Source organism: Paenimyroides viscosum, from assembly GCF_003858535.1.
Lineage (GTDB): Bacteria > Bacteroidota > Bacteroidia > Flavobacteriales > Flavobacteriaceae > Flavobacterium > Flavobacterium viscosum.
Genome location: NZ_RQTJ01000002.1, coordinates 186,844 through 209,081 on the forward strand (window position 1 = coordinate 186,844; position 22,238 = coordinate 209,081).

Consider the following 22,238-nt stretch of genomic DNA (forward strand, 5'->3'; position numbering starts at 1 on the left):
TAAGACAAAACAGTACCTTTGCGCAAACTATTTTTTTTAGAAAAATGTACAGAAGTCATAATTGCGGCGAATTACGTATTGCCGATGTAAATAAAGAAGTTACTCTTGCGGGATGGGTTCAAAAATCACGTGATAAAGGTTTTATGATTTGGGTTGATTTACGTGACCGTTACGGAATTACTCAGTTAATTTTTGATGAATCGCGTACCGAAGAATCGGTAATGCAGTTAGCAAAATCATTGGGTCGCGAATTTGTGATACAAGTTAAGGGAATCGTTATAGAACGTGAATCTAAAAATGCAAATATCCCAACAGGTGAACTAGAAGTTTTGGTAAAGGAATTAACTGTTTTAAACGAATCGCAATTACCACCTTTTACTATTGAAGATGAAACTGACGGTGGTGAGGATATTCGTATGAAATATCGTTATTTAGACATTCGTCGTAACCCAGTTAAAAACAGCTTGTTATTTCGCCATAAAGTAACGCAAGAAGTTCGCAATTATTTATCGAATTTAGATTTCTGTGAGGTAGAAACGCCTTATTTGATTAAATCTACACCAGAAGGCGCACGCGATTTTGTAGTGCCTTCACGTATGAATCCGGGTCAGTTTTACGCTTTGCCACAATCGCCACAAACATTCAAGCAATTATTGATGGTTGGTGGAATGGATAAATATTTCCAAATTGTGAAATGTTTCCGTGACGAAGATTTACGTGCCGATCGTCAACCAGAATTTACTCAAATCGACTGTGAAATGTCGTTCATTGAACAAGAAGATATTTTAAATGTTTTCGAAGGATTAACGCGTCATTTACTTAAGAACATCCACAACATAGAAATTGAGAAATTTCCACGTATGACTTTTGATGAAGCCATGAAAACCTACGGAAACGACAAGCCAGATATTCGTTTTGGAATGAAATTTGGAGAATTAAATGCGGTGGCTCAACACAAAGAATTCCCTGTTTTCAATTCGGCAGAATTAGTCGTTGGAATTGCCGTTCCAGGAGCTGCAACGTATACTCGTAAAGAAATCGATGCGTTAATTGATTGGGTTAAGCGTCCGCAGGTTGGTGCATTAGGAATGGTGTATGTAAAATGCGAAGCAAACAATCAGTACAAATCATCGGTAGATAAATTCTACGATCAAGCAGATTTAGCAAAATGGGCTGAAGCTACTGGAGCTAACGAAGGCGATTTAATTTTAGTATTGTCAGGTTCGGCAAACAAAACACGCAGCCAGTTATCAGCATTGCGTATGGAGTTAGGAAACCGTATGGGCTTGCGTAAACCAAACGAATTTGCACCTTTATGGGTTGTTGATTTTCCGTTGTTGGAATGGGATGAAGATTCGGAACGTTTCCATGCAATGCACCATCCGTTTACATCGCCAAAACCAGAAGACATGCACTTGTTAGATACCGATCCGGGTAAAGTTCGTGCAAACGCATACGATTTGGTATTAAACGGTAATGAAATTGGCGGTGGATCGATTCGTATTCACGACAAAGACATGCAGGCTTTAATGTTTAAACATTTAGGTTTTACAACAGAACAAGCACAAGAGCAGTTTGGTTTTTTAATGAACGCTTTCCAGTTTGGCGCACCACCACACGGCGGTTTGGCTTTTGGATTGGATCGTTTAACAGCTATTTTAGGCGGACAAGAAACCATTCGTGATTTTATTGCATTCCCTAAAAACAATTCAGGTCGTGATGTGATGATTGATGCACCTGCAACTATTGATAACACTCAACTAGATGAATTATCAATTATGCTGAATGTAAAAGGATAATTAATCAGATATTAAAAGATAAAATCCCAGCTTTAGGTTGGGATTTTTATTTCACACTAATTAAAAAAACTTTTACTTCAGTAATTAAAAGCCACGTAGTATTAAGTCCTTAAAAGGAACGTTTCTAAATAGAATCGGCAAGGTAAAAATTAACAACATTATCGTTAGTTTTGTGTAGAAACAAATAACATACAACTATGTCTAAAACAAAACTTACCATTAATGACAATGGATCGGTAAAAATAGAAGGAGATTTCGAAATCGTAGATAAAGAAGGAAATGCGTATGGTTTACAAAGCAGAACAGTACTTTCGATCTGTCGATGCGGTTTGTCTAAAAACAAACCCTTTTGCGATGGCGCACATAAAGGACATTTTGAGCACAATGCCATAGCGTTTGACCTTCCGCCTAAAAAAGTATAACTACAAAGCCTTACATTTCTGTAAGGTTTTTCTATTTTACGTTCCTTTTATTGATTATCCTAAAGCCCCATAATTTTTAAGCAGGTGCTCGAACCTTAAGAAAAGTATATCCTAGAAATAATAAAGCCCTACATTTCTGTAAGGCTTTTGTTTTTTGCTCCCCCTCTTGGGCTCGAACCAAGGACCCTCTGATTAACAGTCAGATGCTCTAACCAACTGAGCTAAGGAGGAAACTTAAAATATTAAAATTGTTCATTGCTTTCGCAATTTGCTCCCCCTCTTGGGCTCGAACCAAGGACCCTCTGATTAACAGTCAGATGCTCTAACCAACTGAGCTAAGGAGGAAACTTAAATTTTAAGTTTTCTATTTTGCAATAAAATTAAGGTGTTGCTTTGGCAACTTTGCTCCCCCTCTTGGGCTCGAACCAAGGACCCTCTGATTAACAGTCAGATGCTCTAACCAACTGAGCTAAGGAGGAAGGTGTGTTACCTTTATTGCGATGCAAATATAGAACGATTTTTCCTTTTTGCAAACACCTTTTTTAAAAAATCGTTATTTTTTTTACTTGCCCGTTATGGCTTTAAATATATCGTTACCGTTTGCAAACAGCAGCAAAGCAATAAGTATAACAAAACCAACTGTTTGTGCATATTCTAAGAACTTATCGCTTGGTTTTCTACCCGAAATCATTTCGTATAATAAAAATAAAACATGACCACCATCTAACGCTGGAATTGGTAATAAATTCATTACACCTAACATAATTGACAGTAAAGCGGTAATTTGCCAGAAAGCTTCCCAACTCCAAAAATCAGGAAAAATATTAAAAATTGCCATGAAACCACCTACTTCTTTGTAAGCGCCAGTATCGGGGTTACCAATTAATTTTAATTGTTGTCCATATTCTTTTAACTTATTAATTCCCATATTAACACCTACGGGAACAGATTCTGCAAAACTATACCTATCAGTACTTAATTTGTATAAACCTAACTTCTCGGCATCGTTATGTGTAATTAAAGCCGGGCTTACACCAATCATTCCCTCTGCATTTACTTTTAAAACAACATCAATTTCTTTGTTATCTCTGGTTATTTTTGCAGGGACTTCTTTGTTAGACAATTGTTTTAAAACATCGTCCATTTGATCGAAGTAACTTATCTTTTGTCCATTAACAGCTGTAACAAAATCTTTTGGTTGTAAAACATCTTTGTTGGGTGAATCATCTGTAAAGCCACCAACTACAAAGGGCATACGTGGCATTAATAGCTTCGTTTTCTTTCTTTTTGATGCGCTATTTATAAAATCTACAGGTAATTTAATGGTTTCTTGCACACCATTACGATCAACAAGAATTTCTTTTCCCATTATAATTTTCATTGCAGCCTCATCAAATCTTTCTAAGTGCTGTCCATCAATAGAAATAATCTTATCTCCCGACTGCATTCCTACGTCTTCCAATACTTCAGAAGTCACCCAAACACCATCTTTTAAAGTATCGTTCGCAATGTATTTATCGCCATAAAACCAGGTCATTCCAATATAAATAACAAATGCCAATATAAAGTTTACCGTTACACCACCCAACATGATGATTAAACGCTGCCATGCCGGTTTTGAACGAAATTCCCATGGTTGCGGTTCTTGTTTCAATTGGTCGGTATCCATGCTTTCATCAATCATACCGGCAATTTTCACATAACCACCTAATGGCAACCACCCTATTCCGTAAACGGTGTCGCCTACTTTTTTCTTAAATAAAGAGAATTTTATATCAAAGAAAAGATAGAACTTTTCTACACGTGTTTTAAATAATTTCGCTGGGATAAAGTGCCCCAACTCATGCAACACAATTAATAAAGATAAACTTAATAAAAACTGCGATAACTTAACTAATACGTCCATTTATTATTATACTTTCATTTTTTGATGCACAAATGTAAGATTTTAACCTTACTCTTTGGCATTGTTTGTTTTCAATTTAATTTTTTATAATTTTTTTATGATAGATTTTTTCTGGTGTCTGAATTTCCAAAATATAAACTCCGCTTGCCAGTTGTTCTGATACATAGGGGTTACTGATGTTTTTTGAAATTAATTTTCCTTTTAAATCAAAGATATTCATAGACAGCACCTGCATACTTTCTGGAATATGTACTCTAAAAGATGTTTTTGTTGGGTTAGGAAAAACCTTTAACTCTTCTACTATTGGCAACGCCGCTTCTATTATAGTTACTTGATGATCTTTACTAACAATATCATTTAAAGGATTCACTTCTATCGCTGTCAATTTACCCACATTGGTTTCTACAACAAATTGTTGATTGTTCTGCGTGTGTTGCAATACGACATTTTCTATTTCGCCATTACTACCTGTAAATTTTAAGGTTACCGGCATTTCGAAAAAAGAAACACTAGCGTGCGATGTTGTTTGCGATAAGATAATTTTTGTTTGTGTTGCCGATACTATTTCTGCATTAACTTGATAAGAAGGAAATCCTTCACCATAGATCCAATCGTTAAAGAATTCTGTAAGATCTTTGCCCGATGCGGCTTCTAAATGATCTTTCACTTGGGTTGTAACTGCATAATTATAAGCAATAGCCGGATCGTTCAAAAAATTACGCATTCCCTGATAAAAATCTTCATCTCCCAAAACATAGCGCAACATGTGTACTACCATTGATCCTTTGTTATACGTTAACCTGCTACTAAAAATTCGGTTAGAATCTAGCGCCTGATTATCGGTTAAATAGACATTTCCTGCGGGAGCCGAAGTAATGTTGTTTATTTTATCGGCTTTCCAATTGGTAAAATTATTCTGTCCGTCTAAATGCTCTACAACCAAACCCGCCATATATTCTGCAAAACCTTCGTTTATCCAAATATCTTTCCAACTTCCACAAGTAACTTTATTTCCAAACCAATGATGTGCCAGCTCATGCGCAATTAAATGTCGAGAAAAACCTCCCATAAAAGAAACCGTTGTATGTTCCATTCCTCCACCCCAGCCAAACTGCGCATGTCCATATTTTTCGGTATGATACGGATAGGTTCCAAATAACTCTTCAAAAACATCCATAATGGGTAATGTCACAGCCAACTGACTTACTGCAGATTGATAGGTTTCGGGATATAAATAATTAACAATAGGAAACGTATTGGGTACCGTACCAGCAATTTGTGTATACAATTGATAATCGGTAACCGCAATAGCCACCAAATAAGCAGGAATTGGAAAACCATGTGTAAAGTGTGTGGTTTTTGTTCCATTGGTATTGGTTGTTTGCGATTGCTCCATTCCATTAGAAACAGAAACCATTGCCGTTGGTGCGGTTATATATATATCTATAGCATCAATTTTATCGTTTAACGATTGCTTGCAAGGCCACCAATCTTTTGCCCCGAAAGGTTCAGACAAGGTCCAAACAATTGGTGTGTTGTTATGGTAACTCTGCGTAAAAGCTTCGTTGGCTCTGGGCGGCACACCTTCATACATAATTTTCACCTCACCATCTGCACCCATAAGTACTTGTTGTGGCAATTGAATAATTAGTTCATTATTTGCTTGCGTAAAAGTTGCTGTTTGCAAACCTTGTGTTACCTCACTAACTGTTAAATCATGACTTAAATCAAAAACTATAGTTTGCAGGTTTTGGTTAGGTACAAATTTAGTGGTAACTGCTCCGCTAATGTAATATTGAGAAGGATCTACATTAAATTCTAATTTTTGATGCTTAACATCATAATTAAACGTATTGGGGTTTTCTTTAAAAGCCATACGTTTTTGTGCCGCCTGCTTTTCGTACAAACGGTAATCATCTTGTGAATTTGATGAAACTTGAGCTATAGAAGATAATGTAAACAAACTGCAAGCAAGCAGAAAAAATACTCTTTTCATTAGATACTAATTTGCGTAAAAATACTATAATTATTTATAGTTCAGACATATCCTATCCAAAGAATTATTGCTTGAATAGTTATCTATTCATAAAGAATTTGTGTAAATTTGCCCTTTAACAATTAATTTTTTATGTTACAGATAGCTTATATTAGAGAAAATCAAGAACAAGTGGTAAAAGCACTTGCAAAAAGAAATCTTGATGCTGCTGAAATGATTCAAAAAGTTATAGACTTGGATGAACAGCGCAGAGCAACACAGGTTGAATTAGACAATATCTTGGCAGAATCGAACAAGCTATCCAAAGAAATTGGTGATTTAATGCGTAACGGCGAAAAATCTAAAGCCGAAATCTTAAAAGAAAAAACAGCAAAACACAAAGAAAGAACCGCTGAGCTAAAAGATGTTTTAAATAACGTTACAGAAGAGCTTACACAAGAATTATATAAATTACCGAATACACCTGCTGATATTGTTCCGGAAGGAAAAAGCGCAGATGATAATTTGAATATTTTTCAATCGGGCGAAATTCCAATGTTACATGAGGATGCCGTTCCGCATTGGGATCTTATTAAAAAATACGATATCGTTGATTTTGAATTAGGAACTAAAATTACAGCTCCCGGATTCCCGGTTTATAAAGGCAAAGGCGCTAAATTACAACGTGCTTTAATTAGTTATTTTTTAGATAAAAATACCGATGCTGGCTATAAAGAATATCAGGTTCCGCATTTAATCAACGAAGCTTCGGGCTACGGCACGGGTCAGTTACCTGATAAAGAAGGACAAATGTACCACGATGCTAAAGATGATTTATATTTAATTCCAACAGCTGAAGTTCCGGTTACAAACATTTTTCGCGATGTTATTTTACAGGAAAATGAATTACCTGTTCTTGCAACTGCCTACACGCCATGTTTTCGTAGAGAAGCTGGATCTTGGGGTGCTCACGTTCGCGGATTAAACCGTTTACATCAGTTTGACAAGGTGGAAATTGTTCGTATAGAACATCCTGAAAAATCGTACGAAGCGTTAGAAGGAATGGTTGAACACGTAAAAGAAATTTTAAACGAACTAAAATTACCTTATCGTATTTTGCGTTTATGCGGTGGTGATATGGGTTTTACATCGGCATTAACTTACGATTTTGAAGTTTTTTCAACCGCACAAGATCGCTGGTTAGAAATTTCATCGGTATCGAACTTCGAAACTTTTCAAGCAAACCGATTAAAATTACGCTTTAAAGGCAAAGATGGCAAAACGCAATTAGCACACACCTTAAACGGTTCGTCTTTAGCGTTACCACGAGTGTTAGCAGGTATTCTAGAAAATTATCAAACACCAGAAGGCATTGTAATACCAGACGTATTAAAACCTTACTGCGGATTCGATATTATTAATTAAAAACCTAAAAACACCAATTATACAGTTGGTGTTTTTTTCTAAAAATAGAAACGTATGATCATTTACAACGTTACCATAAATATAGACGAGTCTGTTCACGAACAATGGCTAAACTGGATGCAAACCAAACATATTCAAGAAATGTTGAACACCGGTTGTTTTAAATCGGCACGTTTGGTAAAAGTTTTGGTTGATGAAGATATGGGCGGCATAACTTATTCTGCACAGTATTTTGCCGAAACTAAAGAAGCGTTAGAAGATTACAAACAAAATCACGCACCTTTGTTACGCAGCGAAGGTTTACAGCTGTTTGCAGACAAAATGTTAGCATTCCGTACCGACCTTGAAATTATTAGCGAACATGAGTAATAATGATAACGTAAGAGCAAAAAAACATTTAGGTCAGCATTTTTTAAATGACGAAAGTGTTGCCAAAAATATTGCCGATACACTAACCTTAAACGGTTACAGCAAAATTTTAGAAATTGGTCCGGGAATGGGGGTTTTAACAAAATACCTATTAGACAAACCCGTTGAAACTTTTGTGGTAGAAATTGATAAAGAATCGGTTGTTTATCTTGAAAAGCATTATCCTAAATTACATAACCATATAATTGCAGAAGATTTCTTAAAATACAATTTAAAGAAGATTTTTAACGAAGAGCCTTTTGCAATCATAGGAAACTTTCCGTACAATATTTCAACACAGATTGTTTTCAGGGTTTTAGAAATGCGCGATCAGATACCGGAATTTTCGGGAATGTTCCAAAAGGAAGTTGCTGAACGTATTTGCGAGAAAAAAGGCAGTAAAACTTATGGGATATTATCAGTTTTGGCTCAGGCTTTTTATGACACCGAATATTTATTCACCGTATCAGAACACGTTTTTACACCACCACCAAAAGTAAAATCGGGCGTAATGCGCATGATTCGCAAAGAAAATTACAGTTTACCTTGCAGTGAAAAATTATTTTTTACCGTAGTAAAATCGGCATTTAACCAGCGCAGAAAAACAATGCGCAACAGTTTAAAAAGTTTTATATCAGAAGAAATTAAAGACGATGCCGTTTTTAACCTTCGTCCTGAACAATTAAGCGTAGAAGAATTTATAGCACTTACACAAAAAATAGAAGCGTATGGAATTTAAAATCAGTAAAGAATTTATCCAAGAGATTGAAGGCTTAATTGCCGAAAAAAACGAACGCGAAATACTTCGCCGTCTCGAGGACATTCACTTTGCTGATATTGCAGAAATAATTAACGAATTAAACGGAGAAGATGCAGGTTATTTGTTCCGTATTATTGAATCGGAAATTAGTTCTGAAATTCTGTTGGAATTAGATGAAGAAGTTCGTGAAAAAATCTTAAACAACCTTTCTGCTAAAGAAATTGCCGAAGAGTTAGACGAAATGGATACCGATGACGCGGTAGATATTATCGCCGAACTATCGGAAGAAATGAAAGATGAGGTTATTTCGGAGCTTGAAGATTTTGAACACGCCAAAGACATTGTTGAATTGTTGCGTTATGACGAGGATACTGCTGGTGGTTTAATGGCAAAAGAGTACATTCAGGTAAACGAAAACTGGAATGTATTAACGTGTATTCAAGAAATTCGCAAACAAGCAGAAAACGTATCGCGTGTACACTCTATTTACGTGGTTGACGATGAAGATCGACTAAAAGGTCGTTTGTCTTTAAAAGATTTAATTACCTCATCAACCACCACTCAAATCAAAGATATTTACATTCCAAAAGTAGATTCTGTCAAGGTTGACACCGAAGATGTAGAAGTGGCGCGTATTATGCAAAAGTACGATTTAGAAGCCATTCCTGTTGTTGATGAAACCGGACGTTTGGTTGGACGCATAACCATTGATGATATCGTAGATGTTATTAAGGAAGAAGCCGATCGCGATTACCAAATGGCAGCGGGTATCTCACAAGACGTTGAGGCAGATGACAGTATTTGGGAACTAACCAAGGCACGTTTACCATGGTTGCTATTAGCTTTAATTGGTAGTTTTATTGCCGTAAACATTTCCGAAGGCTTTAGCGATGCCATGGAAAAATACCAAACCTTATTTTTCTTTACCCCATTAGTTGCGGCTATGGCGGGGAATGTTGGCGTACAATCATCGGCAATTGTGGTTCAGGGTTTGGCAAACAACAGCCTTTCGGGATCTTTATTAAAACGCTTGGGTAAAGAAATGTTATTAGCCTTATTAAACAGTACCATTTTAGCAGTTTTACTATTGTTGGCAACGCATTTTATTATGGGTACTTCGTACGAAATTTCATCAACCATTGTATTGGCATTGGTTACCGTAATGATACTTGCCAGTTTAATTGGAACTTTTATTCCGATAATGCTTGATAAAAATGGTATTGATCCTGCAATTGCAACCGGACCATTTATCACAACAAGTAACGATATTTTTGGAATTTTAATTTACTTTACCATTGCTAAAATCATTTTAGGGTTTTAAAAATACACAGCAAAAACTATTTTTTTTATTTACGATAAACCTCACAGGTTTTAAAAACCTGTGAGGTTTAAAATCAAAAATTATATTTAGGTATTATTTTTATTTATTGTTGAATAACTTGTGAATGACTTGCTTTGCGTTTCCCTCTAAAAAAGAAATACAGGTTTATAAACAACATCAACCCCAGATATATTGAAAAAGCACCGATTTTATAACTCAGTTTTTCAATCAATAATTGATAGCTGTCATTATACAAATTCATCTGTAAAATCATTAAAGCAAAACCAATATTCAACAGATAAAAACCTGTTTCAAACAATTTATTGGTCGCAAAGGCAATTTCTTCCCTGCCCTTAAAAATATCCAACATATAAACTTTACTGTTTTTAAAAAGCGTTTTAGACACGTAGTAAGTTAAAAATAACGCTATTGGCAGATACACTGCGTAACCGATTAAAATTTTGGTAGTTTCCATAATTAACAGTTTTAAATTAATTTTTTGATATAGTTTGTAAGTAATAAAATATTCAGGTAATGCATTAGTGCAATAATCAGAATGATGATTGATGTTTTTAGGCTAATGATTTCGACCAGTTGTGTAAATCCGCCTATTTTTTCCCAAGAGATAATGGTCATGGTGCAGTAACCAATGTTCAACAGATAATAACCTATTAACAACAAATGATTGATCTTTTTACACAAATCTTCATGGTTAGGAATTAGCTGTGATACAAAGACATTTCCATTTTGATAACATATCCGTCCCACTTTCACGATGATTAAAAAAGTGATCGCGAAATACAAAAAGTAGGCAATGATGTTATAGTTCATGATTTGGAAGTTTATAAATCAACACCGATAAATAGACTGCTAATAATGCCGGAATAGTAAACATTAAATAAGAAAAACCATGTGAGAGATCAAACTCGTCGGCTAGGTAAATTAGAAAGAAATAACCTACAACTCCAATTAGGTAGATTTTAAAATGTAAGTTATTATGAAGTTTTATAGCCAAAATAATCCCTAATAAAACTTGTACTCCACCTGTTATCATAGTAAACCACAAGGCATAAATTAAATAAGCGCCGTCTTGTAAAATTAGGTCTATTAGACCAAGTGCTAATGGTATTGCCACAACTATTGTATTTAATATTTTAATTGCTTTCATAATTTATATTATTTTAAAGTTTCAGAAATATTTGAAAGTTCTGTTTAAATTTTTTTAATCTTATTTCATTATTTTAACCACCAGCTTTGCCAGCCAATTGTCTTTATATTCGGTTACTTTATCTAAAACATTATCTGCTTTTAAAACAAAATCGTACAATTTGCCTGTTTGCTCTACAAAGTGCTTTTCTTCGTTAGTCTTATTCGTTTTAATGGTAGAAACTTCTTTCAATACCTTTAAAGCAGGTTTAATTTCGCGTTTGCTTCGTTCCTTCGCAATTTTAACCGCCAATTCATCTAAATCTTTTTCTGCAATGAAAAACTCTTTACGTTCGCCCGGTTTGTATTCTTTGTAAACAATTCCCCAATCCATTAAAGCTCTTAAATTCATGGAAGCATTTCCGCGCGAAATCTGCAATTCTTCCATAATATCTTCCATAGAAACCGCTTCGGTAGAAATCATTAACAATGCATGAATCTGCGCCATGGTTTTATTAATGCCCCATTGCGAGCCTAAAGCTCCCCACGATTGTACAAATTTATTTTTTGCTTCTTTGAATTCCATAGATCAAATGTACAATTAAGTTTTTAAAGTTTCAAAAATAAATGAAAGTTTATTTTAAGTTATTTTAAATTGATCATAATCAAAATTTTTATCTAATTTAGTTTGATAGAAATCTGGCAAAGTAAAAGATTAAATCTTAATGAAAATATTACACCTTGATAAAAACCATCCGTTATTAATTGAACAGCTAACCGCTGTAGGTTTTGAAAACGACGAAAATTATTATGCTCCAAAAGATGCAATCGAACAAATAATCCATCAGTATGACGGTATTGTTTTACGCAGTCGTTTTAAGATCGATAAAGCTTTTTTAGATGCCGCTACTAACTTGAAATTCATTGGTCGCGTTGGTGCCGGATTAGAAAATATCGATTGCGAATATGCCGAACAAAAAGGAATTAAACTGATTGCAGCTCCTGAAGGTAACAAAACTGCTGTTGCCGAACATGCTTTGGGAATGCTTTTAAACCTTATGAACAAATTATCGTATGTAGATAAAGAAGTTCGCAACGGTGTTTGGAAACGCGAAGAAAACCGAGGTATTGAAATAGAAGGCAAAACGGTTGGGATTATAGGTTACGGCAATATGGGAAAAGCGTTTGCACAACGTTTAAAAGGCTTTAACTGCAAGGTAATTTGTTATGATATTAAACCCAATATGGGCGATGGAAATGCGCAACAGGTTTCGTTAGATTACTTACAACTTCACAGTGATATTTTAAGTTTGCACACACCTGAAACTCCCGATACGCATCATTACGTAAATAAGGATTTTATCAATGGTTTTGCAAAATCGTTTTGGTTGATAAACACCGCGCGAGGAAAATCGGTTTGTACCAACGATTTGGTTGATGCTTTAAAATTGGGCAAGATTAAAGGTGCAGGATTGGATGTTTTAGAATATGAAAAATCTTCTTTTGAAAATATGTTTTCAGACAACGAACTGCCTGAAGCTTTCAGGTATCTTATTATTGCTGAAAACGTGCTTTTATCGCCACATATTGCAGGCTGGACAATAGAAAGCAAAGAAAAACTGGCACAGGTTATTGTTGATAAAATTATTGCTATATTTAAAAAAAATAACAACTTAATGACTATGGAAAATCAAAATTCAGACGAAAGAAAAGAAGAACAATGGCACACAGGTCCAAATCCTTCTAATTTCAACCAACAACAAAATCAGTACGGTAATCAACAAAGCAATTATCAACAACAAAATAATTACCAATCGTCTAATAATCTTCAAGACGCTAACAGTAAAAAAATGTTGGCAGGTATTTTAGCTATTATATTAGGACATTTAGGAATCCATAAATTTGTGTTGGGTTACAATACAGAAGGTATCATTCTACTTGTTTTAGGATTGGCAGGTTATCTTACAGCATGTTTCTTAATTGGATATTTTATTTTGGCTGCAACTACAATTATAGGATTGGTTGAAGGGATTATATATCTAACCAAATCAGACGAAGAATTTTACAATACTTATATAAGAAACCAAAAAACGTGGTTTTAATCAAAAAAAACGAGCTTAAAGCTCGTTTTTTTTTATTCTCTTCTTCCCATGTACATCATCACATAGTACAATAAGGTACCAATTGATGATAAAGCGGCAACCAAATAAGTTCGAGCGGCCCAAGATAATGAGTCTTTCGCTCCCGCGTATTCTTCTCTGGTAACCATATTTTTTGTTTCTAACCATTTTAATGCACGGTTACTAGCATCGTACTCTACCGGTAAGGTAATAATAGAAAAAATAGTTGTTAAAGCAAATAATACAATACCAATTAATAATAACTGAGGAAATGTGTTAATTAATAAAACCCCGGCTAATAATACCCATTGTACAAAATTTGATGCTATACTAACTACAGGTACTAATTTAGAACGCATGGTTAACCAACTATAAGCGGTTGCGTGCTGTACGGCATGCCCAACTTCGTGTGCTGCTACTGCGGCTGCGGCTGCATTTCGTTGATTATATACCGCTTCACTTAAGTTCACGGTTTTGTCCATTGGGTTGTAGTGATCGGTTAATCTACCTGGTGTTGATATTACTTTTACATCGTAAATACCGTGATCATGCAACATTTTTGTTGCAATTTCTGCACCGCTTAAACCATTTCTTAAATGGAGTTTTGAATATTTTTCGAATTTATTTTTTAATTGCTTTCCAACCAACCAGCTGGCAAGCATAATGATTCCCATTAATAATAATCCCATAATCTTTTATTTGTAGTATTTAATTTATTAGTATTTATCAAATGTTGAGCCAAAATACAAAAAACAACAAAGCTGTCAAAATGACAAAAGGAGCCGTATGGCTCCTTTATCAAATATTTAACTAAAAACGCTTATTTCAACGTTTTCTTCACTTCTACTTCTTGGAAAGCCTCTATGATATCGTACTCTTTTAAGTCATTGTAGTTTTTAATCTGCATACCACAATCGTATCCTTTAGAAACTTCTTTAGCATCGTCTTTAAAACGCTTTAATGCTTCTAAAACACCTGTGTAAATTACCACGCCTTCACGAATTAAACGTATTCTAGAGTTACGGAAGATTTTTCCATCAGTAACCATACATCCTGCAATTGTACCCACTTTAGAAATTTTGAATAATTCTCTAATTTCAGCAGTTCCAGTTACTTCTTCTTTCAGTTCTGGTGACAACATACCTTCCATTGCATCTTTAATATCGTCGATAGCATCGTAAATGATCGAGTATGTTTTGATATCGATTTCTTCTTTATCTGCAATTGTTTTTGCATTACCCATTGGGCGAACGTTAAAACCAATAATGATCGCATCAGAAGCCGAAGCCAACAATACATCAGATTCAGTAATTGCACCTACACCTTTGTGAATAATGTTGATTTGAATTTCATCTGTTGATAATTTAGAGAACGAGTCTGATAATGCTTCAACAGATCCATCAACGTCTCCTTTTAAGATAATATTCAATTCTTTAAATTCACCTAATGCAATACGACGACCAATTTCTGCCAATGTAATATGACGTTGTGCACGAACCGATTGCTCACGGATTAACTGTGTACGTTTTGCTGCAATTGCTTTAGCTTCACGCTCATCTGCAAATACGTTAAACTTATCACCTGCTGTTGGTGCACCATCTAATCCTAAGATTGATATTGGACGAGAAGGACCTGCTTCTTTTACAGATTTTCCACGTTCGTCATGCATTGCTTTAATTTTACCGTGGTTTTTACCTGCTAACAAGTAATCACCAATTTTTAAAGTTCCGCTTTGAACTAAGATTGTTGATACATATCCACGACCTTTGTCTAAGAATGCTTCTACTACCGTACCAACTGCTGGCTTATTAGGGTTTGCTGTTAATTGTAACATTTCTGCTTCTAACAACACTTTTTCTAACAATTCTGGTACACCTTGACCAAATTTTGCAGATATATCTTGTGATTGGTATGTACCTCCCCATTCTTCAACAAGGAAATTCATTGCTGCTAATTTTTCTTTAATTTTTTCAGGGTTAGCTGTTTGCTTATCAACCTTATTAATTGCGAAAATAATTGGCACACCTGCTGCTTGTGCGTGCGATATTGCCTCTTTTGTTTGCGGCATAATATCATCATCGGCAGCAACTACAATAATTGCAATATCGGTTACTTGCGCTCCACGCGCACGCATTGCAGTAAAAGCTTCGTGACCAGGTGTATCTAAAAACGTGATTTTTTGTCCGTTTTCTAATGTTACACCATACGCACCAATGTGCTGTGTAATTCCACCAGACTCACCAGCAATTACATTTGCCTTACGAACATAATCTAGTAACGATGTTTTACCGTGATCTACGTGACCCATCACCGTTACAATTGGTGCACGAGGTAATAAATCTTCAGGGCTATCTACATCTTCTGTAATAGATTCTTCGATGTCTGCTGTAGTAAATTCTACTTCGTATCCAAATTCATCGGCAACAATCGTTAATGTTTCAGCATCTAAACGCTGATTCATGGTTACCATAATACCTAATGCCATACATGTTCCGATTACCTGCGTAATTGGCACATTCATCATTGTAGCAACTTCACCAACAGTTACGAATTCTGTTACTTTTAATATTTTTAAATCGTCGTCTGCACGTGCTTCTTCTTCTTTTTTACGGTGAAGTTCACGCTTGTCTTTACGATATTTTGCAGCTTTTGATTTGTTTTGTTTTCCTTGTAAACGTTCTAACGTTTCTTTGATTTGGTTTTTTACTTCCTCATCTGTAGGTTCTACTTTTACAACCGGTTGGTTTTTATTACCAAAGTTTCTGTTACCACCAGCGGTATTACGGTTATTTGGAAATTTAGAATTTCCGCCTGCACGATTACCACCTTGACCCGGACGGTTTTGACCACCTTGTCCAGGAGTGTTTGGTTTATTTGCGTTAGCACCTTGTTGACCTGGTGTTCCTGGTTTTTCTATACGCTTACGCTTGTTTTTATTATTTGCAGCGTTATTATTAGCACCCGGTTTGTTGTCTTTTTTAGGATCTTCTTTTTTCTTTTTAGGTTTGTTGAATTGAGATAAATCAATTTTTTGACCTGTAAAAGTTGTTCCAGAAAGTTTTTGGTACTGTGTTTTTATAATTTCAGACTCTGGGCTTTCTTCCTTAGAAGCTTCTTCTGCTTTTGGCTCTGTAGATTCTGTTACTTTTTGCACCGCTGCTGGTTGTTCAGCCGGCGTTTCTAGTACAGGTTGATCTTTCTTTTCAGCCTCAGCTTTTGGTGTAACTTTTGGTTTTGCTTGAGTTTCTGGTTTTACAGAAGTTTTTTCTGTTTTATCCGTATTATTGTTTGGTGCGTTTAAAGGCGCTTTTTTATTGTCTGAAGAATTTTTAGAATCTGTAGTAGCTGGTGCTTTTTTAGAAGTAGTTTCTAAATCAATTTTACCAACGGTTTTAATAGCTGTAACTTTTTCAGCTTTTGCTTTTATAACTTCTTGTTCGCGTTTTTCGTCTTCTTCTTTCTTACGTTTTTCGTCTTCTGCTTTTTTACGTTTTTCTTCTTCTGCTTTTTTACGTTTTTCTTCTTCTCTTTTACGTTTTTCGTCTTCTTCTTTTTTGCGCTTTTCTTCTTGCTCGCGTTCTAAACGTAATTCTTCTTTTTCTTTCTTCTTTTCTTCGCTCACTTCTTTCGAAGCTTCCTTCTTCCCTTTATCAGCCGAAAACTGCTTATCTAATGCTGAATACTCTGCATCAGATATTTTTGCGTTTGGAGAGGCTTCAATTTCAAAGCCTTTCGTTTTCAAAAATTCCACGGCCCTATCGAGAGAAATGTTTAATTCTCTTAAAACTTTATTTATTCTTATTATTCTATTTTCAGACATACGATCCTTTTAGTATTTTTTGTTCGTTGTGTTGTTGTGTTTAATTAGTCTTCGAATTCTGCGTTTAAAATGTTTAAAACTTCTTCTACGGTTTCTTCCTCCAAATCTGTTCTTCGAACCAATTCGCTTACACTGTGTTTTAGTACACTTTTCGCTGTATCTAAACCAATTTTTACAAATTCATCGATTACCCACGCATCGATTTCATCTGAGAACTCGCGCAACTCAACGTCGTCTTCTTCTAAAATCTGTGTTCCTTCTCTTATTACGTCTATTTCATAACCTGTTAGTAAACTTGCCAATTTAATGTTTTGACCGCCTTTACCAATTGCTTTTGAAACTTCGCTTATATCTAACAAAACATTTGCACGTTTACTTGTTTCGTTAATTGATATATTGTTAATTTTTGCAGGACTTAATGCACGTTGAATGTACAATTCTGCATTATTGGTATAACTAATTACGTCTATGTTTTCGTTGCCTAATTCGCGAACAATTCCATGAATACGTGATCCTTTTACACCTACACACGCACCTACTGCGTCTATATTTTCATTGTAGCTATCTACGGCTACTTTTGCCTTTTCGCCCGGTATACGCACTACTTTTTGTATGGTAATGATACCGTCTGCGATTTCAGGAATTTCTTGTTCAAATAATTTTTCTAAAAACAATTCAGATGTTCTGCTCATGATGATCTGAGGTTTGTTTCCTTTTAATTCAACGCTTTCAATAATTCCTTTTACTGTTTCACCTTTTTTGAAATAATCTGATGGGATTTGTTTTTCTTTAGGTAAAATAATTTCTTTATTGTTTTCATCGATCAATATTACGGCTTTAGGGCGCACGTGGCTAACTTCGGCTGCATATATTTCGTTCACCATGTCTTTAAATTGCTTGTAAAGATTGGTGCTGTCATGTTCTTGAATTTTTGTGATTAAGTTTTGACGCAATGCTAAAATAGCACGACGACCTAGTTGAAATAATTTTACTTCTTCTGATACTTCTTCACCTACTTCAAAATCAGGTTCTATTTTCTGAGCTTCTTTTAATGAAATTTCTGAATTTTCGTCTTCAACTTCCCCGTCTGCTACAACGATTCTGTTTCTCCAAATTTCCATATCACCTTTATCAGGATTGATAATGATGTCGAAATTATCGTCTGAACCAAATCTTTTCTTCAATGCATTTCTAAAAACATCTTCTAAAATTGCCATAAGGGTAACTCTATCAATATGTTTAAAATCTTTAAATTCAGAAAACGAATCAATTAATGCAATATTATCCATGAAATTATTAATATTTTTTTTTAAAATGATATAACTACTACTGCTTTTTTAATGCTAATGTACGGAATTTCAGCGTTTTTAACAACGGTTTCTTTGCCTTTACCAATCTTTTTTGGTTCGCGTGCTTTCCATTCTAATGTTATAAAGTCTTCGTTGGCATCAATCAACTTGGCTTCTGTAATATTATCGTCATTGGTAGTAACTTCTAAGTTTCTACCTAAATTCTTTCTATACTGGCGTGGAAATTTTAACGGAGCCGTAGCACCTGCCGATGCTACTTCTAAAGAAAAATCTTGTTCTTCACGATCTAAATTGTGTTCTATGCTGCGGCTAACATCAATACAATCTTGTAAAACCACACCGTTGTCACCATCTATTACTACAGAAATTTTATAATCTGCCGAAATAGAAAAATCTATCAAAAAAAGCTCTGGATGTTCTGCCAAACCTTCTTCTAATAAACCTTTAACTTTACTTTTAAAATCCATCCTTTGTATAAAAAGAGGGGACAATTATGTCCCCTCATTATTTAGTTTAACAATAAATAACTTTGCAAATATACAAATTTTATTTAAGTAATTGATTTTTTTGGTTATTTATCAATATTATAAGTATATTTATACAATTAACATATTTATTTACTAACCCTATAACTCGTAAAAAGATGAAAAAGATTTTAGTCCCAACCGATTTTTCTGAACAAGCTACTATTGCTTTAAGAGCTGCTACCAATATTGCAAGAAAATCGGGCGCTGAAATTATTTTATTACATATAATTGATTTGCCACAAGAAACCATGGACATGATTAAACCAGGTTATGATTTGCCTGAAATTATGTTTTTTAAAGAGCATGCCGAAGCTAAACTAACGCAAACTTCATTATCCGAAGAGTTAAACGGCTTAAATGTATCGCAGATTTTAAAATTAGGTCGTACTTTTAACGAGGTTACCGATGTTGCTAAAGCTAACAATATTGATTTAATTGTTATGGGATCACATGGCGCTAGCGGATTTAAAGAATTGTTTATTGGATCGAATACTGAAAAGGTTATCCGCACTTCCGAAATTCCTGTTTTAGCTATTAAAGGTACAGAAACCGAAGTAAGTTTTAATAAAGTAGTTTTTGCTAACGATTTTACTGAGGAAACTGCAGAAGGTTTTCAAAAAATTATTGATTTCTTAAAAGTAAACGGCGCACAACCACATTTTTTAATGGTAAATACACCAAATAATTTTAAGCCAACACATATTGCCGAACAGCTGGCGCACGATTTTTTAAAACAATATAATTTAGACGATTACGAATTCTCTATCTACAACGATTTAGATATTGAAAAAGGGATTTTAAATTTTGCAGAACGTGTTGATGCCGATTTAATTGCAATGGGAACACACGGCAGAAAAGGCTTTGCCCGATTGTTAAACGGAAGCATCAGCGAAGATTTAATGAATCATTCACCACGATCTATTATTACTTTTAAATTGTAATATCAAAACATACAAAATCGCCCAATTGGGCGATTTTTACTTTTTAATGATCTTGTCTGTTTTTTGAACTATTCCTTTGTTATTTAATATGGTTAAGAAATAAACTCCGTTTTGTAAATCACTTATATCGATTGAAATTATTTTTGCCGATAAATCATCTACCACTTTTACTTGTTTTCCCGATATATCGTAAAAAACAAATTTACAGTTCATTTCGGGAACCGATTCTAAATTAATGTTTAAACTACTTTCTACGGGATTTGGAAACACAGTTACTTTACTAAACTCTTTAGTAGTTACCGAAAGTTTGGCACTAATAAAATAAGCATCATCACCATTGGTATTCGTTATTTTTAATTGTTTGGTAGATGAATTTATTGTGGTAACTTGATATTGAAAAACGGCATTGGGTGAATTCAATTGAAAAACATTGTAAAAGTTGTCTAAAAAATCAGAATTATCATTACCTAGCTGTCTGTTACAGTCGTTCATTGCCAAACAAACCATATCATTAACATTAAATTCATTATTGGGTAAAAAATTAATTCCTTGTAAAGTACAACTTGTGCAATAGTATAAAAGTATATTATTTGTTATGTACGAAAACTCACTTTTAATCGCTTGCCAATTTGCACGTTCCTGATTTACCGGCGCTAAATATTCCACACCGCTTAAAACCACCTTGTGAATATACCAATCGTTGTTTTTTAATTCATCTTCTTGCGTTTGCGCATTTACATTTATAGAAATCGCAAAGCATAAAACTAGAGAATACAGTAACTTTTTTATCATAATATTATTTTTAGATTAAGATAAATATACAAAAAAAGGCTGAACTTTCGCTCAACCTTTTAACATTCAATATTTTATATTATTTCATTTTCTGCAACCAGTTGCGCATAGAAACTTCTTCATTAATAATGTTTCGTAATTCGGCAATAGACACACGATCTTGTTTCATGGTATCGCGGTGACGAATGGTTACGGTTTTATCTTCTAATGTTTGATGGTCAACGGTGATACAAAACGGTGTTCCTAACGCATCTTGGCGACGGTAACGGCGACCAACTGCATCTTTTTCGTCGTAAGCCACATTGAAATCCCATTTTAACTCTTCAATAATTTCGCGGGCAACTTCTGGCAAGCCGTCTTTTTTTACTAATGGTAAAACTGCTGCTTTTGTTGGTGCTAAAACACTCGGTAATTTTAAAACGGTACGTGTTGATCCGTCTTCCAAGGTTTCTTCTTGCAACGATTTTGAGAAAACCGATAAAAACATACGATCTAACCCAACCGATGTTTCTACAACATAAGGAACATAAGATGAATTGGTTTCGTTATCGAAAAACTGCAGTTTTTTACCTGAATGTTGTTCGTGTGCTTTTAAATCGAAATCGGTACGAGAGTGAATCCCTTCCAATTCTTTAAATCCGAACGGGAAATTAAATTCAATATCTGCTGCTGCGTTTGCATAATGCGCCAACTTTTCGTGATCGTGAAAACGATAATTTTCTTGCCCTAAACCTAAAGACAAATGCCATTTTAAACGGGTTTCTTTCCAATATTCGTAATAGGTCATTTCTTCGCCCGGTTTTACGAAAAACTGCATTTCCATTTGTTCAAACTCGCGCATACGGAAAATAAACTGACGTGCAACAATCTCATTACGGAATGCTTTACCAGTTTGTGCAATTCCAAACGGAATTTTCATACGTCCAGTTTTTTGAACGTTTAAAAAGTTCACGAAAATTCCCTGAGCAGTTTCCGGACGTAAATATAAATCCATAGCTGTATCAGCAGATGCACCTAATTTTGTTCCGAACATTAAATTGAACTGACGAACATCGGTCCAATTTTTAGAACCAGTTTCCGGATCGGCAATTCCCAATTCTTCAATCAAGGCTTTTACATCTTCCAAATTACCCGAATCTAAACCAGATGCCATTCGCTCTAAAATCTCTTTCTTTTTTGAAAGATACTCTACAACACGCGGATTTGTCGTAATAAATTCTTCTTCGTTAAAAGCATCGCCAAAACGACCTTTTGCTTTTTCGATTTCTTTTTGAGCCTTCTGCCACAATTTCTCGCAGTAATCTTCGATCAAAACATCGGCTCTATATCTTTTTTTAGAATCTTTATTGTCAATTAACGGATCGTTAAAAGCATCAACGTGCCCAGAAGCTTTCCATGTGGTTGGATGCATAAAGATAGAAGCATCGATCCCCACAATATTTTCGTGCATCTGTACCATTGATTTCCACCAGTACTCACGAATATTCTTTTTTAATTCTACTCCGTTTTGCGCATAATCGTAAACAGCGCTTAAACCATCGTAAATTTCGCTCGATGGAAAAATAT

The 22,238-nt window shown here is 34.8% G+C and carries 20 protein-coding genes, 3 tRNA genes and 1 pseudogene; 9 read left to right on the forward strand and 15 right to left on the reverse strand.

What is annotated here, in order from left to right:
- Positions 1 to 44 precede the first annotated feature (44 nt).
- Together aspS and EG242_RS01980 are read left to right on the forward strand one after the other, a co-directional pair.
- Positions 45 to 1,799, forward strand: a complete 1,755-nt coding sequence (gene aspS / locus EG242_RS01975; protein WP_124898236.1) for an aspartate--tRNA ligase — start codon at positions 45 to 47, stop codon at positions 1,797 to 1,799.
- A gap of 197 nt (positions 1,800 to 1,996) precedes the next feature.
- Positions 1,997 to 2,221 carry a CDGSH iron-sulfur domain-containing protein gene (locus EG242_RS01980; protein WP_124898237.1) on the forward strand — a complete coding sequence of 75 codons (225 nt, stop codon included), beginning with the start codon at positions 1,997 to 1,999 and terminating at the stop codon, positions 2,219 to 2,221.
- A gap of 157 nt (positions 2,222 to 2,378) precedes the next feature.
- On the opposite strand, the gene EG242_RS01985 is transcribed toward EG242_RS01980, so the two are convergent.
- The 5 genes from EG242_RS01985 to EG242_RS02005 form a co-directional block, all read right to left on the reverse strand.
- Positions 2,379 to 2,452, reverse strand: a tRNA-Asn gene (locus EG242_RS01985).
- A gap of 40 nt (positions 2,453 to 2,492) precedes the next feature.
- A tRNA-Asn gene (locus tag EG242_RS01990) sits at positions 2,493 to 2,566 on the reverse strand.
- Positions 2,567 to 2,626: 60 nt separating this feature from the next.
- Positions 2,627 to 2,700, reverse strand: a tRNA-Asn gene (locus EG242_RS01995).
- A gap of 83 nt (positions 2,701 to 2,783) precedes the next feature.
- Positions 2,784 to 4,127, reverse strand: a complete 1,344-nt coding sequence (gene rseP, locus EG242_RS02000; RefSeq protein WP_124898238.1) for an RIP metalloprotease RseP — start codon at positions 4,125 to 4,127, stop codon at positions 2,784 to 2,786.
- Between the two features lie 76 nt (positions 4,128 to 4,203).
- A complete protein-coding gene (locus EG242_RS02005; protein WP_124898239.1) occupies positions 4,204 to 6,123 on the reverse strand; it encodes a M1 family aminopeptidase in 1,920 nt (639 codons plus the stop codon).
- 132 nt (positions 6,124 to 6,255) lie between these two features.
- Between EG242_RS02005 and serS the strand changes: the two genes are divergently transcribed.
- Genes serS through mgtE form a run of 4 tightly spaced genes read left to right on the forward strand, consistent with a single transcriptional unit; the run spans position 6,256 to position 10,016 of the window.
- Complete coding sequence (serS, locus tag EG242_RS02010; RefSeq protein WP_124898240.1) at positions 6,256 to 7,527, forward strand: serine--tRNA ligase; 1,272 nt, start codon at positions 6,256 to 6,258, stop codon at positions 7,525 to 7,527.
- A gap of 54 nt (positions 7,528 to 7,581) precedes the next feature.
- The gene (locus tag EG242_RS02015) at positions 7,582 to 7,896 is read left to right on the forward strand and encodes a DUF4286 family protein (protein ID WP_124898241.1); all 315 of its coding nucleotides are present in this window, start codon (positions 7,582 to 7,584) and stop codon (positions 7,894 to 7,896) included.
- Positions 7,889 to 8,674 (forward strand): 16S rRNA (adenine(1518)-N(6)/adenine(1519)-N(6))-dimethyltransferase RsmA, encoded by a 786-nt coding sequence (gene rsmA, locus EG242_RS02020; protein WP_124898242.1) that lies wholly within the window; start codon positions 7,889 to 7,891, stop codon positions 8,672 to 8,674. The genes EG242_RS02015 and rsmA overlap by 8 nt, the downstream gene beginning before the upstream one ends.
- Positions 8,664 to 10,016, forward strand: a complete 1,353-nt coding sequence (mgtE, locus tag EG242_RS02025; RefSeq protein ID WP_124898243.1) for a magnesium transporter — start codon at positions 8,664 to 8,666, stop codon at positions 10,014 to 10,016. The genes rsmA and mgtE overlap by 11 nt, the downstream gene beginning before the upstream one ends.
- Before the next feature lie 103 nt (positions 10,017 to 10,119).
- On the opposite strand, the gene EG242_RS02030 is transcribed toward mgtE, so the two are convergent.
- From EG242_RS02030 to EG242_RS02045, 4 genes are read right to left on the reverse strand one after another with little or no spacing between them, the layout of a single operon-like run.
- Positions 10,120 to 10,491: a hypothetical protein gene (locus tag EG242_RS02030; protein ID WP_124898244.1), complete on the reverse strand. Its 372-nt coding sequence runs from the start codon at positions 10,489 to 10,491 to the stop codon at positions 10,120 to 10,122.
- Between the two features lie 11 nt (positions 10,492 to 10,502).
- On the reverse strand, positions 10,503 to 10,847 hold the full coding sequence (locus EG242_RS02035) for a hypothetical protein (protein WP_124898245.1): 345 nt from the start codon (positions 10,845 to 10,847) through the stop codon (positions 10,503 to 10,505).
- Entirely contained in the window at positions 10,837 to 11,184 is a 348-nt protein-coding gene (locus tag EG242_RS02040; protein ID WP_124898246.1) for a hypothetical protein, read from the reverse strand. The genes EG242_RS02035 and EG242_RS02040 overlap by 11 nt, the downstream gene beginning before the upstream one ends.
- Before the next feature lie 60 nt (positions 11,185 to 11,244).
- Positions 11,245 to 11,748 carry a GbsR/MarR family transcriptional regulator gene (locus EG242_RS02045; protein WP_124898247.1) on the reverse strand — a complete coding sequence of 168 codons (504 nt, stop codon included), beginning with the start codon at positions 11,746 to 11,748 and terminating at the stop codon, positions 11,245 to 11,247.
- Between the two features lie 139 nt (positions 11,749 to 11,887).
- Here EG242_RS02045 and EG242_RS02050 point away from each other — a divergent pair.
- Both EG242_RS02050 and EG242_RS14980 read left to right on the forward strand, forming a co-directional pair.
- A pseudogene (locus tag EG242_RS02050) lies at positions 11,888 to 12,820 on the forward strand (2-hydroxyacid dehydrogenase); the annotation flags it as partial.
- A 192-nt stretch (positions 12,821 to 13,012) separates the two neighbouring features.
- Positions 13,013 to 13,264 (forward strand): TM2 domain-containing protein, encoded by a 252-nt coding sequence (locus EG242_RS14980; protein ID WP_235831845.1) that lies wholly within the window; start codon positions 13,013 to 13,015, stop codon positions 13,262 to 13,264.
- Between the two features lie 32 nt (positions 13,265 to 13,296).
- Here EG242_RS14980 and EG242_RS02055 read toward each other — a convergent pair whose 3' ends face one another.
- From EG242_RS02055 to rimP, 4 genes are all read right to left on the reverse strand, one after another.
- Positions 13,297 to 13,971 (reverse strand): zinc metallopeptidase, encoded by a 675-nt coding sequence (locus tag EG242_RS02055; RefSeq protein WP_124898249.1) that lies wholly within the window; start codon positions 13,969 to 13,971, stop codon positions 13,297 to 13,299.
- Positions 13,972 to 14,102: 131 nt separating this feature from the next.
- Complete coding sequence (gene infB / locus EG242_RS02060) at positions 14,103 to 17,102, reverse strand: translation initiation factor IF-2 (RefSeq protein WP_124898250.1); 3,000 nt, start codon at positions 17,100 to 17,102, stop codon at positions 14,103 to 14,105.
- A 44-nt stretch (positions 17,103 to 17,146) separates the two neighbouring features.
- Positions 17,147 to 18,391 (reverse strand): transcription termination factor NusA, encoded by a 1,245-nt coding sequence (gene nusA / locus EG242_RS02065; RefSeq protein ID WP_124898251.1) that lies wholly within the window; start codon positions 18,389 to 18,391, stop codon positions 17,147 to 17,149.
- 20 nt (positions 18,392 to 18,411) lie between these two features.
- Positions 18,412 to 18,879, reverse strand: a complete 468-nt coding sequence (gene rimP, locus EG242_RS02070; protein ID WP_124898252.1) for a ribosome assembly cofactor RimP — start codon at positions 18,877 to 18,879, stop codon at positions 18,412 to 18,414.
- 176 nt (positions 18,880 to 19,055) lie between these two features.
- Here rimP and EG242_RS02075 point away from each other — a divergent pair, with 176 nt between their 5' ends.
- Positions 19,056 to 19,880, forward strand: coding sequence for a universal stress protein (locus EG242_RS02075; protein ID WP_124898253.1), 825 nt, complete (start codon positions 19,056 to 19,058; stop codon positions 19,878 to 19,880).
- A 36-nt stretch (positions 19,881 to 19,916) separates the two neighbouring features.
- On the opposite strand, the gene EG242_RS02080 is transcribed toward EG242_RS02075, so the two are convergent.
- The gene (locus tag EG242_RS02080; protein WP_124898254.1) at positions 19,917 to 20,672 is read right to left on the reverse strand and encodes a T9SS type A sorting domain-containing protein; all 756 of its coding nucleotides are present in this window, start codon (positions 20,670 to 20,672) and stop codon (positions 19,917 to 19,919) included.
- Positions 20,673 to 20,751: 79 nt separating this feature from the next.
- Positions 20,752 to 22,236: a glycine--tRNA ligase gene (locus tag EG242_RS02085; protein ID WP_235831844.1), complete on the reverse strand. Its 1,485-nt coding sequence runs from the start codon at positions 22,234 to 22,236 to the stop codon at positions 20,752 to 20,754.
- Between the last annotated feature and the right edge of the window lie 2 nt (positions 22,237 to 22,238).